Origin of the sequence: Bacillus sp. J33 (genome assembly GCF_000518885.1) — a bacterium.
In the GTDB taxonomy this organism is placed as follows: domain Bacteria; phylum Bacillota; class Bacilli; order Bacillales; family Cytobacillaceae; genus Cytobacillus.
The window spans coordinates 58,663-72,343 of the sequence record NZ_JAEL01000015.1; the positions used below are offsets into that span (position 1 = coordinate 58,663).

The 13,681-nt window shown below is 42.0% G+C and carries 13 protein-coding genes and 1 pseudogene; all 14 read left to right on the top strand.

The features are described 5' to 3' along the window. Positions 1–13 precede the first annotated feature (13 nt). Entirely contained in the window at positions 14–1,366 is a 1,353-nt protein-coding gene (locus L634_RS30740) for an MmgE/PrpD family protein (protein WP_051428273.1), read from the top strand. Positions 1,367–1,389: 23 nt separating this feature from the next. Continuing rightward, the gene (locus L634_RS0106905; RefSeq protein WP_026581820.1) at positions 1,390–2,853 is read left to right on the top strand and encodes an SLC13 family permease; all 1,464 of its coding nucleotides are present in this window, start codon (positions 1,390–1,392) and stop codon (positions 2,851–2,853) included. Between the two features lie 89 nt (positions 2,854–2,942). Beyond that, positions 2,943–3,605 carry a GntR family transcriptional regulator gene (locus tag L634_RS0106910; RefSeq protein WP_026581821.1) on the top strand — a complete coding sequence of 221 codons (663 nt, stop codon included), beginning with the start codon at positions 2,943–2,945 and terminating at the stop codon, positions 3,603–3,605. Positions 3,606–3,656: 51 nt separating this feature from the next. Continuing rightward, a complete protein-coding gene (locus L634_RS0106915) occupies positions 3,657–4,856 on the top strand; it encodes an ATP-grasp domain-containing protein (protein ID WP_026581822.1) in 1,200 nt (399 codons plus the stop codon). After that, positions 4,857–5,774, top strand: a complete 918-nt coding sequence (locus tag L634_RS0106920) for a succinate--CoA ligase subunit alpha (protein WP_026581823.1) — start codon at positions 4,857–4,859, stop codon at positions 5,772–5,774. Further along, on the top strand, positions 5,771–7,135 hold the full coding sequence (locus tag L634_RS30745; RefSeq protein WP_034262155.1) for an MmgE/PrpD family protein: 1,365 nt from the start codon (positions 5,771–5,773) through the stop codon (positions 7,133–7,135). The genes L634_RS0106920 and L634_RS30745 overlap by 4 nt, the downstream gene beginning before the upstream one ends. Continuing rightward, entirely contained in the window at positions 7,117–7,758 is a 642-nt protein-coding gene (locus L634_RS0106930; protein WP_051428274.1) for a succinate dehydrogenase, read from the top strand. Before L634_RS30745 ends, L634_RS0106930 begins: the two co-directional genes overlap by 19 nt. Positions 7,759–7,802: 44 nt before the next feature. Continuing rightward, a complete protein-coding gene (gene sdhA / locus L634_RS0106935) occupies positions 7,803–9,578 on the top strand; it encodes a succinate dehydrogenase flavoprotein subunit (protein WP_026581825.1) in 1,776 nt (591 codons plus the stop codon). Between the two features lie 16 nt (positions 9,579–9,594). Then, entirely contained in the window at positions 9,595–10,344 is a 750-nt protein-coding gene (sdhB, locus tag L634_RS0106940; protein WP_026581826.1) for a succinate dehydrogenase iron-sulfur subunit, read from the top strand. Positions 10,345–10,373: 29 nt separating this feature from the next. Next, positions 10,374–11,336: pseudogene (locus L634_RS0106950) on the top strand (FAD-binding protein). Continuing rightward, positions 11,323–11,883, top strand: coding sequence for an FAD-binding protein (locus tag L634_RS0106955; protein WP_026581829.1), 561 nt, complete (start codon positions 11,323–11,325; stop codon positions 11,881–11,883). Before L634_RS0106950 ends, L634_RS0106955 begins: the two are co-directional and overlap by 14 nt. Before the next feature lie 20 nt (positions 11,884–11,903). Then, entirely contained in the window at positions 11,904–12,749 is an 846-nt protein-coding gene (locus tag L634_RS0106960; protein WP_026581830.1) for a fumarate hydratase, read from the top strand. Positions 12,750–12,760: 11 nt separating this feature from the next. Continuing rightward, complete coding sequence (locus tag L634_RS0106965; protein ID WP_034262159.1) at positions 12,761–13,324, top strand: Fe-S-containing hydro-lyase; 564 nt, start codon at positions 12,761–12,763, stop codon at positions 13,322–13,324. Positions 13,325–13,441: 117 nt separating this feature from the next. Further along, the coding region (locus L634_RS0106970) for a helix-turn-helix domain-containing protein (RefSeq protein ID WP_026581832.1) at positions 13,442–13,681 on the top strand (240 nt) is incomplete at its 3' end.

Below are 13,681 nucleotides of genomic sequence, written 5' to 3' on the forward strand. Positions count from 1 at the left end.
GGAGAGACGAATTATGGTAACCAGTCAACTTGCCAGAAATATCAGCCGTACAAATTTTGAACAAATCAGCGAAAATGCTGTATATGAAGCAAAAAGAAGTTTATTAAACTGGCTCGGTGTTGCAATAGGAGCAGCCCATCATGAATCAATGGACAAAGTTTTAAGTGTTTCGAGATTGATGGAGAGCAGCCCTCAAGCGACTATTCTTGGGAGAAAAGAAAAGGCCGATATGCTATTCGCTGCTTTGCTAAACGGAATGTCCTCCCACATTTATGATTTTGATGATACATTGCTTGAAACGGTCCTTCACCCCTCTTCCCCTGTTTTTCCTGCTGTATTGGCTTATAGCGAATATAAGAAAAAAACCGGGAAAGAGGTTTTAGAGGCGTTCATCATCGGTTGTGAGGTTCAGGCTAGACTCGCCCTGGCTGTATATCCTTCCCACTATTGGCGTGGCTGGCATATAACAGGCAGTGTAGGAGGAATTGGAGCCGCTGCAGCAATGAGCAAATTATTGGGGCTGGACGAGGGAAAAACCTCCTATGCAATTGGGATAGCCGCCACAGATCCTACCGGGTTAAGGGAAATGTTTGGAACCATGACAAAGCCCTACCATCCGGGAAAAGCGGCAATGAATGGGATGCTGGCCGCATTCATTGCAGGCGAAGGATTTACAAGTTCTAAAAAAGCATTGGAAGCAGAGCGCGGATTTATCAATGTTTTATCAGAAGAAACAAAATTGGAGCTTCTGACAGATAACTGGGGAGATAAATGGGAAATTGAGAAGAACAGCTATAAACCATTTGCCAGCGGCATTGTCACCCATCCGGCCATTGATGGAATCATAGCCATTCAGAGAGCACATAACTTAAAACCTGAAGAAGTAGAAGAAATTCATATAACAGGCCATCCGCTGGTTAAAGAATTAACCGGCAAAACTGATTTTACGACTGGGCTTGAAGGGAAATTTAGTGTTTACCACTGTGTTGCAGCAGGATTTCTCCATTTAAAAGCAGGCGTAAATGAGTTTACAGACGAATTTGTTAATAAGCCGGAGGTGAAGGCTTTAAGGTCAAAAATTCACTTAACAATTGATAAGAATATTAAAGAAGACCAGGTGAAATTGACAGTTAAATTGACAGATGGCAGGGAACTCGGTCATTTCGTTGAGCATGCTATTGGAAGCATGAATCTGCCGATGACTGACCAGCAATTGATTGAAAAATTTAAGGATGTAACGGGAACTATCATCAGTGAAGAATCCAAAGACCTACTAATTGATCAGGTATACCGCCTTGAAGAAATAGAGGATTTGGCAGGATTCTTTCAATTGTGTACCCCTTTTGAGTCAGCCAGCCGTATATAGGCCAAAGAAAGAAGGAGAGTAAATTGGGTTCTCCGAATACTAAGGCAAAAGTCAATTTTAGGCCAAAGTCCTCCAGGGTATTTTCAATTGGTTCATCAAAAGCATTTACCATGATGATGGGTGTTGCTCTATCTGCATCAGTTTATGCTGTTCTGCCCGGCAGCAGTGATTCTGCCAAAATTATGCTTGCCCTTTTAGTCTTAAGTGTTTTTTACTGGACATTTGAGCCATTGCCGCTGGGCGTTACTGCTGTGCTGCTGCTTGTGTTAATGCTGCTGTTCAAAATTGTGACCATGGACATCATCTTCAGCGGTTTTTCCTCACCAGCCATTTTTTTGATAATAGGAGGAATGATGCTGGCAAGGGGAGTAAATGATACTCCTCTTGCCAAAAGGCTCGCCTATTTAATTTTGGCAAAATGGGCAGGAACAGCAAAAGGCTTATTAGCCAGTATTTTGCTTATTCCTCAGGTTCAGGCTTTTTTTATTCCTGCCGTTGCTGTAAGAGCCACATTGATATTGCCGGTTGCTTTAATGGCACTCGACTATATTGGGGTAAAGAAGGATGGGAACCTGCGTAAAATGATTCTTCTTGGTGTTGCATTTGGCGGAACGATCAGCGGAACAGTTGTTATGACCGCAGCAATCGGTAATATTTTGACTGTGGAATTATTAAAGCAATTTTTGGGGATTCAGATATCTTATTTACAATGGTTTATGTATACGGTTCCAATATGGCTTTTTTTGATTCCGTTATCCTGGCTGATATTAATCAAGTCCTTTCCCTTACCAAAAGAAAATGAGGAATTCCATCATTTGAAAGAGGAAATGGACAAAAAGCTGAAAGAGTTAGGAAATATCAATACAGATGAGAAAAAATGCATCGGAATCTTAATTCTGATTGTAGGTTTATGGTTTACTGAACCGCTGCATGGACTCCATCCCAGCATCCCTACCCTGATAGGCGTTATTTTAATGGCATTTCCAGGTGTGGGCTGTTCAAAATGGGAGAACATGGTGAAGATCAATTTTGATACGATCCTTATAATGGGTGTGACATTATCGCTTGGTTATGCTTTTAATCATTCGGGTGCAGCTGAACTCGTTGGAGCCACTTTGAGTGCTGGGTGGATCATCGATTTGCTTCGTTCGCCCATTATCGCTGTTGCTTCTATATTAATGATCACACAAATTCTGCATTTAGCTGTTGCCAATGTTTCAACCGCAGTAGTTACTCTTATTCCTATATTTATGGGCCTTTCAGCGAAGGCAGGTGCAGATCCGGTATTAATTTGTATAACTGCATCACTCGCATGCCTGCATGGATATATTCTTGTAGTTGAAGCAACTCCTAATATTATTGTCCATAGCACTGGCCAGATCCAGCAAAAAGAGTTTATTATTCCAGGAATCTATATGACCATTATTATGATGCTCGTTACAATATTAACGGCTGTAACGTGGTGGAACTGGATCGGTTTTTTGTAAAATCAGCTTAAATGTCAGAAAAGTGTAGACAATAATATTTGGATCCTGTATCCTAAAGCTAAAATAGGATAAGGAAAGGTATTTGAACTATGTCTATGAATCAGGATTTGCGAATTGAGAATAGGGATACACTCCACTTAAAAGTATGCAATGTAATAAGAGAAGCGATTATCAGGGGGGATTTTAAGCCGGGCGAAAGGTTAAAGCAATCAGATCTGGCAGAAAAAATGGGCGTGAGCAGAATGCCTGTTAGAGAGGCATTTAGAAAGCTGGAATCAGAGGGCCTTATTAAGCTGGAGCCCCATAAAGGCGCTGTAGTAAAATCAATCAGCATTGAGGACATTGAAGAAATTTATGCCCTTAGGTCAGAGCTGGAGAAAATGGCTGTTTACCAAAGTGTCGATTTATTAACAGACGAAGATATTGAACAGCTCTCCTCCCTGGTTGCAGAAATGGAGAATGCCGATGATGCAGACGCTTTTGTACAGTATAACATTGATTTTCACCGTTTGCTGGTCAAAAGGTGTAATTGGGAACGTCTTAATTCATTTATTGGGACATTGTGGAATGGCCTTCCGCAGCAAACTCCACACCTTTTAACCGGACAAATTGAAACCTCAAATACAGAACATAGAAAAATCCTTGAAGCCGTTACCAAAAGAGATAAAGAAACAGCCGCTAATCTTGTATCTGAACACATATATCGAACTGGAGAATCGTTAATAGGAAGTATAAGAAAAGAAGGGAAGTAAGTTCCCTTTCTTTATAAATCGGATCCAATATCCAAAAGGAGGACTGTATAGATGGGCAGAATGTTGGAAGATGCGAGTAAAACAATTCTTAAAGAAAATGGAATTCCTGTACCGGGACATTCGGTTATTTCCAGCAGTGAAGAAATCAATGAAAAGCATTTACGGAAACACTGTGTGTTAAAGGCACTTGTACCGGTAGGGAAAAGAGGGAAAGCCGGGGCTATCAAGTTTGCAGATACAGTAGAAGAGGCTAAAGCTAAAGCTGATGAGATTTTTCATATGACAGTGAGAAATTTCCCGGTAGAAAAAGTATTGATAGAAGAAAAAATTAATATTGATGAAGAATGGTATGTATCCATAACCATTGATCCGCAGAAGCAAGTACCGGTAATTATCGCGACAACAGAGGGCGGAGTAGAAGTAGAAGACTTGGTAAAAGATGCACCGGAAAAGGTAGTAATCTATCACGTAGAACCATTTACTGAGCTTCATCCATATCAGGCTAAAGAAATCTGGAGCAAACTTGGCGTAACCGGAAAGCCATTAGTAAGGGCTGCGGAAATTCTTTGCAAATTGTATCAGGTGTTCATGATGTATGATTGCTATATTCTTGAAATTAATCCATTGGTCCTTACGAAAGATGAAAATGTTATGGCAGCTGCTTCTGTTATGGGTGTAGATGATGCAGCACTTTACCGGCATCCGGAACTTGAAGGCAAAGTTGAATCAGGAAGCGAACGGTCCTGGAGGCCTTTAACCCGGCTGGAGAAGGAAATGGTAAAAGTGAATGACGCTGATTACCGAGGCACAGCCCGTTATACCGAAATGGATGGCGGCGAAATCGGATTTATGTGCGGTGGTGGAGGCGGAAGTTTATTAAGCTTTGATGCCCTCACCAATTTAGGTGTTACCCCGGCAAATTACACAGAAACGGGCGGCAATCCGCCGGAAGAGAAAGTAAAAGGATTAACAAAAGGGATTCTCTCAAAACAAGGAGTTAAAGGCCTTTTTATCGCTCATAACATCACTAATAATACACAGATAGACGTAATGGCAAAAGGAATTGTAAAAGCCATTCAGGAATTAGGAATCGATCCTAAATTCTTTCCAATCGTTGTGCGGGAAGCTGGAGTCAATGATGAAGAAGGAAAGAAAATTTTCCAGGAAGCGGGCATCACTTATTTTGGCGAAGATTTAACGATAGAAGAAGCAGCTGCAGAGATGGTTAAAAAGATGAGAGGGGTGTCCTAAATGTCCATTCTAATCAATCAAAATACCAGATTGGCTGTACAGGGGATTACAGGCCGGGAAGCTTCCATGATTGTCAGCCATACACTTGCCTATGGCACTAGGATTTTTGCAGGCATTACACCAGGTAAAGGCGGGCAGTATGTGCAAGGGGTTCCAGTTTACGATACGGTGGCGGAAGCAGTAAAAAAGCATGATATTAATGCAACACTGGTTGTTGTGCCGCCTGCGTTTGCTTTGGACGCTGCTTTAGAGGCTATTGCGAATGGAATTAAGCTGATAGTGGTCACAACCGAAAATATTCCCCAGCATGATGCAGTAAAGCTTTTGTATGCTGCACGCAAAAAAAATGTAACGATAATTGGGCCTAATACTGTTGGAATGATAAACCCAAAGGATCGGATCAAAATGGGGTCCATTGGCGGCGACCGCCCTGAAAGGTGTTTTGTTCCTGGAAATGTCGGTGTTATATCAAGGAGCGGGGGAATGACTGCCGAAACATCATGGATGGTAAAAAGGGCAGGCTTTGGCGTTACAACTAGCATAGGGATTGGCGGAGATAGCCTAATCGGTACAAATATTAAAGACCTTCTTGTTCTATTTGAAAAGGACGAAGAAACAGAAGCTGTTGTAACCTTTTCGGAACCCGGCACTTCCTTTGAGGAAGAAGCTGCTCAATTACTAAAAGAGGGCGGTTTTACAAAGCCGCTAATCTCATTTGTTGCTGGAAAGTTTACAGAATCTTTGCCGGAAGGAACTGTTTTTGGCCATGCGGGAGCAATGATTTCTGGCAATACGGGGCGTCCTTCCTTAAAGATGAAAGCGCTTAAAGAATCTGGAGCACATGTCGTTGAGAAATACGACGACATAATCGGTGTTTTGCAAACTGTATTAGGTTCAAAGGTAGGTGAGGCAAAATGACCTTATCAAAGAAAATAGCTGAATATGCAGTTAAAGTTAAATATGAGGACCTACCAGATGAAGTTGTGGAATACACAAAACTTTGTATTTTAGATTGGTATGGATCCGCACTGGCAGGTAAAGATGAAAAGCCGATTCAATCTATACTGGATTTGGTTCAGGAGTGGGGAGGGAATGAACAAGCGACTTTAATTACCGGCGGGAAGTCTTCCATTGGCAATGCCTGCTTAGTCAACGCAGCCTCCAGTCATATTGTAGAGCTGGATGATATTCATAAATCGTCGATTATCCATGCAGGTACCGTTGTTATTCCTGCAGCTGCCGCCGTGGCAGAAGCGTATAAATTAAGCGGAAAAGACTTAATTACCGCCGTAGCTGTCGGATATGAAGTTTGCTATAGAATTGGAGAGGCCGTTTCGCCTTCCCACTATTATTATTGGCATAACACAGCAACATGCGGGACTTTCGGTTCCGCTGCAGCAGTGGCAAAGCTTCTGAAGTTAAATGTAGAGCAAACGATGTATGCCCTTGGAAATGCTGGCACTCAAGCAGCAGGTTTATGGGAATTTATTGAAGATGGGGCAAACACAAAACAGCTTCATACTGCTAAAGCTGCATACAACGGAGCTCTGGCTGCCTTGCTGGCGAAAAAAGACTTTACCTCTGCCTCCAGGATTCTTGAAGGCAGAAGGGGCTTTTTCAATGCGATGTCAGAAAAATATGATACAGATAAAATCACCAGAAAGCTTGGCAAAGAATTTAAAATTCTTGAAAATAGCTTTAAAATCCATGCTTCCTGCCGCCACACACACCCGGCAATGGATTGTGTCCAAACCATCATGAAGGAAAACAGCCTCAGCCATGAACAAATACAAAATATTTCTATTCAAACCTACCAGACAGTCCTGAATATTACAGATAATCCGAACCCCGAGACAGTGTACGCCTCTAAATTCAGCAGTCAATTTTGTGCAGCCTTGATTGCCGTTAATGGGTCTGCATCATTAATTGATTATAATGAAGAAATTTTACAATCTTCTGAGATAAGGGAGCTTATGAAAAAAGTTACTGTTGTGGCCGATCCCTATTATGAAAATGCCTATCCAGAAAAATGGGGGGCAAAGGTTGTCATTACCCTGAATAATGGAAGAACCTACAGTAAAGCAACTGATTATCCAAAGGGAGATCCTGAAAAGCCTGCCGATAGGGAAGAGCTTATTCAAAAATTTAAATCGATGACCTTGGGCAAGGTATGGAACGCAGAAGAACATGTCCAGGCTGTTTTGCGATTAGAGAAAATTGACACAGCGGAATGGATATCAATGGCATTGGGGGAAGAGACATGCAAACAAACACAGTAGTGTCTCTTTCATCTTCCAAAAGAAGATTCGTTCTTACCAGATTGCACTCACTAGCGGGGCTTATCCCGCTAGGCCTTTTTTTAGTTCAGCACTTAATGGGAAATGCCTTGGCTATCTTGGGCAGCGAGAAATATGATGAGCATGTCCAATTTATGCTCAGTCTTCCATTTCTGCTGTTGCTTGAGATAGGATTTATAGCGCTTCCTCTCCTGTTCCATGCTATTTATGGAATCTATCTCTCTTTCATTTCGAAACCAAACGCACATGTATACCAGTATAAGCGAAACATTAGTTTTTTGCTGCAAAGAGTGACAGGAATTATTACTTTTATTTTTGTTATCTATCATGTATGGGCGCTAAGAATTAGTCCTGTAATCAGTGGAGCGGAAGTGAACCACCAGCTGGTAGGCGAGCATTTGGCAAATCCATTTATGATGGCCTTTTATATTGCTGGTGTATTGAGCACAACCTACCATTTTGCCAATGGTGTATCTACTGCTCTTATAACATGGGGAATCACAGTCGGTCCAGCTTCCCAAAAAAAAGTCCGAAATATATGCTTTGTAATATTTGTTGCACTTGCTGCTTTAGGAATCGGAAGCTTAATTTCATTTGTCAGTTAAGCTAGAACCTTAATATTGAGATATTCGAACGGAGAGGGGATCTTATGAAAAACCAGGAAATTATCGTGATTGGCGGCGGTTTAGCCGGATTAATGGCCGCTATTAAAATAGCAGAAGCAAAAAAGAAAGTGAAATTGTTTTCCCTTGTCCCGGTTCGCCGTTCCCACTCGGTGTGTGCCCAGGGGGGCATTAATGGGGCCGTCAATACAAAAGGAGAAGGGGATTCTGTATGGGAACACTTCGATGATACGATTTATGGCGGCGATTTTTTAGCGAATCAGCCGCCTGTAAAAGCAATGTGCGAAGCTGCCCCGGAAATCATTTATTTACTGGCCAGAATGGGTGTTCAATTCAACCGGACAGAAGAAGGGCATATTGATTTCAGGAGGCTTGGCGGAGCTAAATACTCCCGTACAGCCTTTGCAGGGTCAACTACTGGACAGCAGATTCTGTATGCACTTGATGAGCAGGTTCGAAGATTTGAGGCAGAAGGTTTGGTAGAGAAATATGAGTATTGGGAATTGGTATCTCTTATTAAAGATGATGAAGGAAGATGCCGGGGTATTACGGCCCAAAATTTAAAATCGATGGAAATTCAAACCTTCAAATCAGATGCTGTAATTCTAGCTTCAGGAGGAATCGGAAACATATTCCGTAAAAGCACCAATTCCATTATAAATACCGGGAGTGCGCATAGTATTGCATATCAGCAAGGCGCAAGGTACGCAAACGGAGAATTCATACAAATTCATCCAACAGCTATCCCGGGCGATGATAAGCTAAGGTTAATGTCAGAGTCAGCACGTGGTGAGGGAGGAAGAGTTTGGGTCTATCGTGACGGCAAACCATGGTATTTCCTCGAAGAAAAGTATCCGGCTTACGGAAACCTGGTACCAAGGGATATTGCAACACGGGAAATTTTTCATGTTTGTGTCGACCTCAAACTCGGAATCAACGGTGAGAATATGGTTTACCTGGACCTTTCCCACCTGCCTGCAGAATTGCTGCAGCGCAAGCTGGGAGGGATTCTTGATATCTATGAAAAGTTTGTGGGAGATGACCCAAGAAAGCTGCCAATGAAAATCTTCCCGGCCATGCATTATTCAATGGGAGGCCTTTGGGTTGACTATGACCAAATGACCAATATACCTGGCCTTTTTGCTTGTGGAGAATGTGATTACCAATATCATGGAGGAAATCGTCTTGGAGCCAATTCATTAGTTTCAGCAATATATGGCGGAATGGTGGCTGGCCCGAATGCAGTCAGCTATATAAATGGGCTTGAAAAGTCTTGTGAAGACCTTCCATCATCCCTTTATGAAAAAGAACAGAAGAAGCAAGAAGAAGAGATTGAAGAGATCTATAAGATGAACGGCAGTGAAAATCCATACCAGCTGCATGTCGAAATGAGTGATTGGATGGTGGACAACGTAACGGTTGTTAGATATAACGACCGGCTCCAACAAACAGATGAGAAGCTTCAGGAACTTCAGGAACGCTTTAAGAAAATCGGAATAGATGATACATCCAGATGGCATAACAGAACCGTTCCGTTTGTCCGCCAGCTTAAGAATATGCTTGAGCTTGCTAGAGTAATTACGGTTGGAGCTCTTAACAGGAATGAAAGCAGGGGAGCCCACTATAAACCTGAATTTCCGGAAAGAGATGACGAAAATTGGCTAAAAACAACGATTGCCACCTATACCCCTTTCGGTCCAAGCCTGTCTTATGAGCGGGTAGATCTTAAATATATAGCTCCAAGACCAAGAAGATATGACATTGTCACTTCAGGGAAAAAAGAAGAAACCTCAAATGTATAGAAAGAAAGGTGATCCTATGGCAGCTGCTGATATTAAGCTAAGAATCAAGCGCAGAGATGCTAAAGAGGAAGCATTTTACTGGGAGGAATTTAACATCCCTTTCCGGAAAAATATGAATGTTATATCAGTGTTGATGGAGATACAGAAAAATCCTGTAAACGCACAGGGAGAAAAAGTCAGGTCAGTAGCTTGGGAGTATAATTGCCTGGAAGAAGTCTGCGGTGCATGCAGCATGAAAATAAACGGAAAAGTACGGCAAGCGTGTTCAACATTGGTTGATCGCCTGGAACAGCCGATTGTTTTGGAACCTATGGAGACATTTCCTGTTGAAAAGGATCTCGTTGTGAACAGAGATAGAATGTTTAGTGCCCTCAAGAAAATTAAAGGATGGATTCCAATTGATGGAACTTATCCGATGGGAGCTGGTCCGCTGATTTCTTCAGATGACCAGCAGGAAGCATACAAATATTCCACCTGTATGACCTGCGGATGCTGCCTTGAGGCTTGTCCCAATGTTAATAGCGGTTCTCCATTTATTGGACCGCAGGCATTAGGCCAGACAAAATACTTTAATATGCATCCAACGGGAGCACTGCAGAAGAATCATAGATTAGAAGTAGTAATTAGTGAGGAAGGGATAGCAAATTGCGGAAATTCGCAAAATTGTGTTCAGGTTTGTCCGAAAGAAATACCGTTAACAACTGCGATTGCTGAATTAAATAAGGATGCAAACCGCTTTGCATTAAGGAGCTGGCTGAGGAGATGAGTTAGATTCAAAATGATCAGTATGATGCAGTGGTAATTGGAGGAGGGCAGGCAGCTTTGGCTGCTGCAATTTCAGCGAGAGAAGAGGGAGCATCTTTGGCTCTGGTCACAAAGGGAAAAGCCGGGCTTGGAGGAGCATCTGTTATTTCTGACAGTGTGCACTCGTCCATTTTTTCTCCTGGAGATTCCCCTGAAAAGTTTTTACAGGATATAGCAGAAGGCGGCTGACATTTATCAGATTTAAGGCTAGCAAGAACTTTAGCTGAAGAATGTACAGTCCGAGTGAATGAATTAGAAAGCAAATTTGGAATTCATCTTGAAAGGGAAAAAGTGATTATTACTCCAGGCCATTCCTTTCCAAGAAGAGTTTATACGGGAACAGGGCTTGGAAAAAATATTACAAAACCTATGCGTGAATATGCAATTGAAATAGGAATAGATCTTCATGAACAATCAGCAGTTGTTGATTTAATAGAAGATGATAACGTTGTAAAAGGTGCACTGATTCAAAAAAACAATGAGTTTCAGATCATTTATTCTCCAGCCGTAATATTGGCAACCGGCGGTTTTGGAGGCCTCTATCATTCTTCAGATAATCCAAGGGATGTTTCGGGTGAAGGGATCGGTATGGCATGGAGACATGGGGCTGCTCTTGGAGATATGGAGTTTGTCCAATTTTATCCGTACCGCCTGCAGCATCCGGCAAATATCGATGTCATGACGAAGATTTTTGCGAAGGGCGCTTTTTTAGTAAATGATAAAAGCGAACGGTTTATGGAAAATTACCCTAAAAAAGAGCTAGAAACAAGAGATACACTAAGTTATGCCATGTTTAAAGAAAACAAAGTCCTGATTGATTTTTCTGAAGTGGCAAAAGAAGTACTTCAGCATGACAGTCCCTATCTGTATCGGCTGTATCCAAAAGGGCATCCGGGTGAGTGGATTATAAGTCCTGTACAGCATTATTACATTTGGTGGTGTGCAAACAGATGAATGGGGAAGGACCAATGTTTCAGGTCTCTATGCTTGCGGAGAAGTGACGGGAGGACTACATGGTGCGAATCGTTTAGGCGGAGGATCATTAACTGAACCACTTGTTTTTGGACACCGGGCGGGAAAGATGGCTGTTCAGGAGAAATCAATGGGAAACATTTCGGATAGTATCTATTTTGGAATAAGTGATTTAAAAAATAACTCTTTAACTATCGATGAGTCTGAAACAATCAAAAAAGTAAAAGAAGTTATGTGGCAAAAAGTCGGGATTGAAAGAACATCCCGTTCCTTGGAAGAGGCTGCTGATGAATTAAACCTAATCGCAATAAATTTGGAAAACGAAAACAACATTCAGGCTCTCCAGCTTCGTGACAAAGTTCGATCCGCATGGGCATCTGCTTTTGCTGCATCAGTAAGAAAAGAGAGCCGCGGAGCGCATAAACTTCAGGATATTAAAGAAGAAAAGAAGGAAAGGGAAGGCAAAAATCGAATTCACAGAACAAGCATCCAATTTACTCCTGCAGCTTCAAAAGCTGAAATGCCTTAAATATGAAAGGGGGAGGCTACATGAAAATCATTCCTTATGATAAGATTGTTGAAAAAGTAGCAAAAATGTGCCAGGAAGCCAATTTTGATTTGGGCCAAGACGTCATTGAGGCTTTTCAAACAGCCTTAAAAAATGAAAAATCAGAAACAGGCAAAGACATATTGGAGCAGCTGATCCAGAACGCAGATATAGCAAAAAGTGAGCGGGTTCCTATGTGCCAGGACACTGGCGTCTCAGTATTTATTGTGGAAATTGGCCAGGAGTGCCATGTAACCGGAGGAAGTATTTATGATGCGATCAATGAAGGGGTAAAAAAAGGATACGAAGAAGGGTATCTCAGGCATTCAATCGTCGACCATCCCATTACCCGGGAAAAAAGCAAAGGATATAACACTCCCTCCATTATTCATATTGAGATGATTCCAGGTGATGAAATGATTATTCACATGTCCGCAAAGGGAGGCGGCAGTGAAAATATGAGCAGCTTGAAGATGCTGAAGCCATCAGATGGCCTTGAGGGAATTAAGGGATATATTCTCGATACGGTTGCAAAAGCTGGGCCGAATGCATGTCCTCCTTTGGTAGTCGGAATTGGGATAGGCGGCAATTTTGAAAGATGCGCTTATTTAGCAAAAAAATCATTGTTCAGGCCGATCGGCCACCGGAGTGAACGTCCTGAGATCGCCCAGCTTGAGAATGAATTAATGGAGGAAATTAATAAACTGGGTATTGGGCCACAGGGCATGGGAGGAAGTACAACAGCACTCGATGTGAAAATTGAAATAGAGCCGTGCCACATTGCAGCATTGCCAGTAGCGATAAATTTAAATTGCCATGCAAGCAGGCATAAAGAAGTCAGGCTGTAGGAGGAATTCAGTTGTCAGCAACCTATGTTACCAGCCCTATTGATGAAAATGCAGTGAAAAATTTAAAAGCGGGCGAGCGGGTATTGATCAGCGGAACTATTTACACTGCAAGGGATGCCGCTCATAAAAGAATGTCGGAAACACTTCAAAAGGGTGGAGAACTTCCCTTTGATATAAAAGGCCAAACAATCTATTATGTAGGGCCGACTCCAGCCAAGCCAGGACAAGTGATTGGATCTGCAGGGCCGACAACCAGCGGAAGAATGGATAAATATACACCCTCACTTCTCGATCGTGGTTTAAAAGGCATGATTGGTAAAGGGTACCGCAACCAGGAAGTTATAGATTCCATTAAACAAAATAAAGCCGTCTATTTCGCCGCAATAGGCGGATCCGGCGCATTGATTGCCCGCTCTATTAAAACCATGGAAGTAATCGCCTATGAGGATCTGGGCCCCGAAGCGATTCACAAATTAACCGTTGAAGATTTTCCCGCAGTTGTCATTATTGATAGTGAAGGCACAGACTGGTACCAATTGGGGAAACAGCGATTTAACTCACAGGAAAATCTTTAGAAACATAGCAATTATAGATTGCTATTAAACAAAACCTCTAATTTATAGACTGCACCCCTTATAGTAGATGTTGAAAAACCCACAGTTGGGCAACATTGACTTAAGGGGTGATTTTTTATGGCAAAAAAAGGACAAAGGTTACAAAGTTATACTTTGGAGATAAAGGCTGAAGCAATTCAGTTAAAAGAAGCTGGTTTCTCAGCACAGCAGATAGCTAACAAACTAAATATACCAAGTAAAAATACTGTAAAGACTTGGTGGAGGAAATATCAAAAAGAGGGACAAGCATTTTACTTAGACAATAGAGGTCGAAGGAAAGAGTACACAGATCAAGAACGTTACATTAGGAAATTGGAA

Excerpts from the sequence above, each read along its gene's own strand:
- L634_RS0106915 (WP_026581822.1), top strand. The coding sequence starts at position 3,657 with ATGGGCAGAATGTTGGAAGATGCGAGTAAAACAATTCTTAAAGAAAAT.
- L634_RS0106920 (WP_026581823.1), top strand. The coding sequence starts at position 4,857 with ATGTCCATTCTAATCAATCAAAATACCAGATTGGCTGTACAGGGGATT.
- L634_RS0106910 (WP_026581821.1), top strand. The coding sequence starts at position 2,943 with ATGTCTATGAATCAGGATTTGCGAATTGAGAATAGGGATACACTCCAC.
- L634_RS0106960 (WP_026581830.1), top strand. The coding sequence starts at position 11,904 with ATGAAAATCATTCCTTATGATAAGATTGTTGAAAAAGTAGCAAAAATG.
- sdhA (WP_026581825.1), top strand. The coding sequence starts at position 7,803 with ATGAAAAACCAGGAAATTATCGTGATTGGCGGCGGTTTAGCCGGATTA.
- L634_RS30740 (WP_051428273.1), top strand. The coding sequence starts at position 14 with ATGGTAACCAGTCAACTTGCCAGAAATATCAGCCGTACAAATTTTGAA.
- L634_RS30745 (WP_034262155.1), top strand. The coding sequence starts at position 5,771 with ATGACCTTATCAAAGAAAATAGCTGAATATGCAGTTAAAGTTAAATAT.
- sdhB (WP_026581826.1), top strand. The coding sequence starts at position 9,595 with ATGGCAGCTGCTGATATTAAGCTAAGAATCAAGCGCAGAGATGCTAAA.
- L634_RS0106930 (WP_051428274.1), top strand. The coding sequence starts at position 7,117 with ATGCAAACAAACACAGTAGTGTCTCTTTCATCTTCCAAAAGAAGATTC.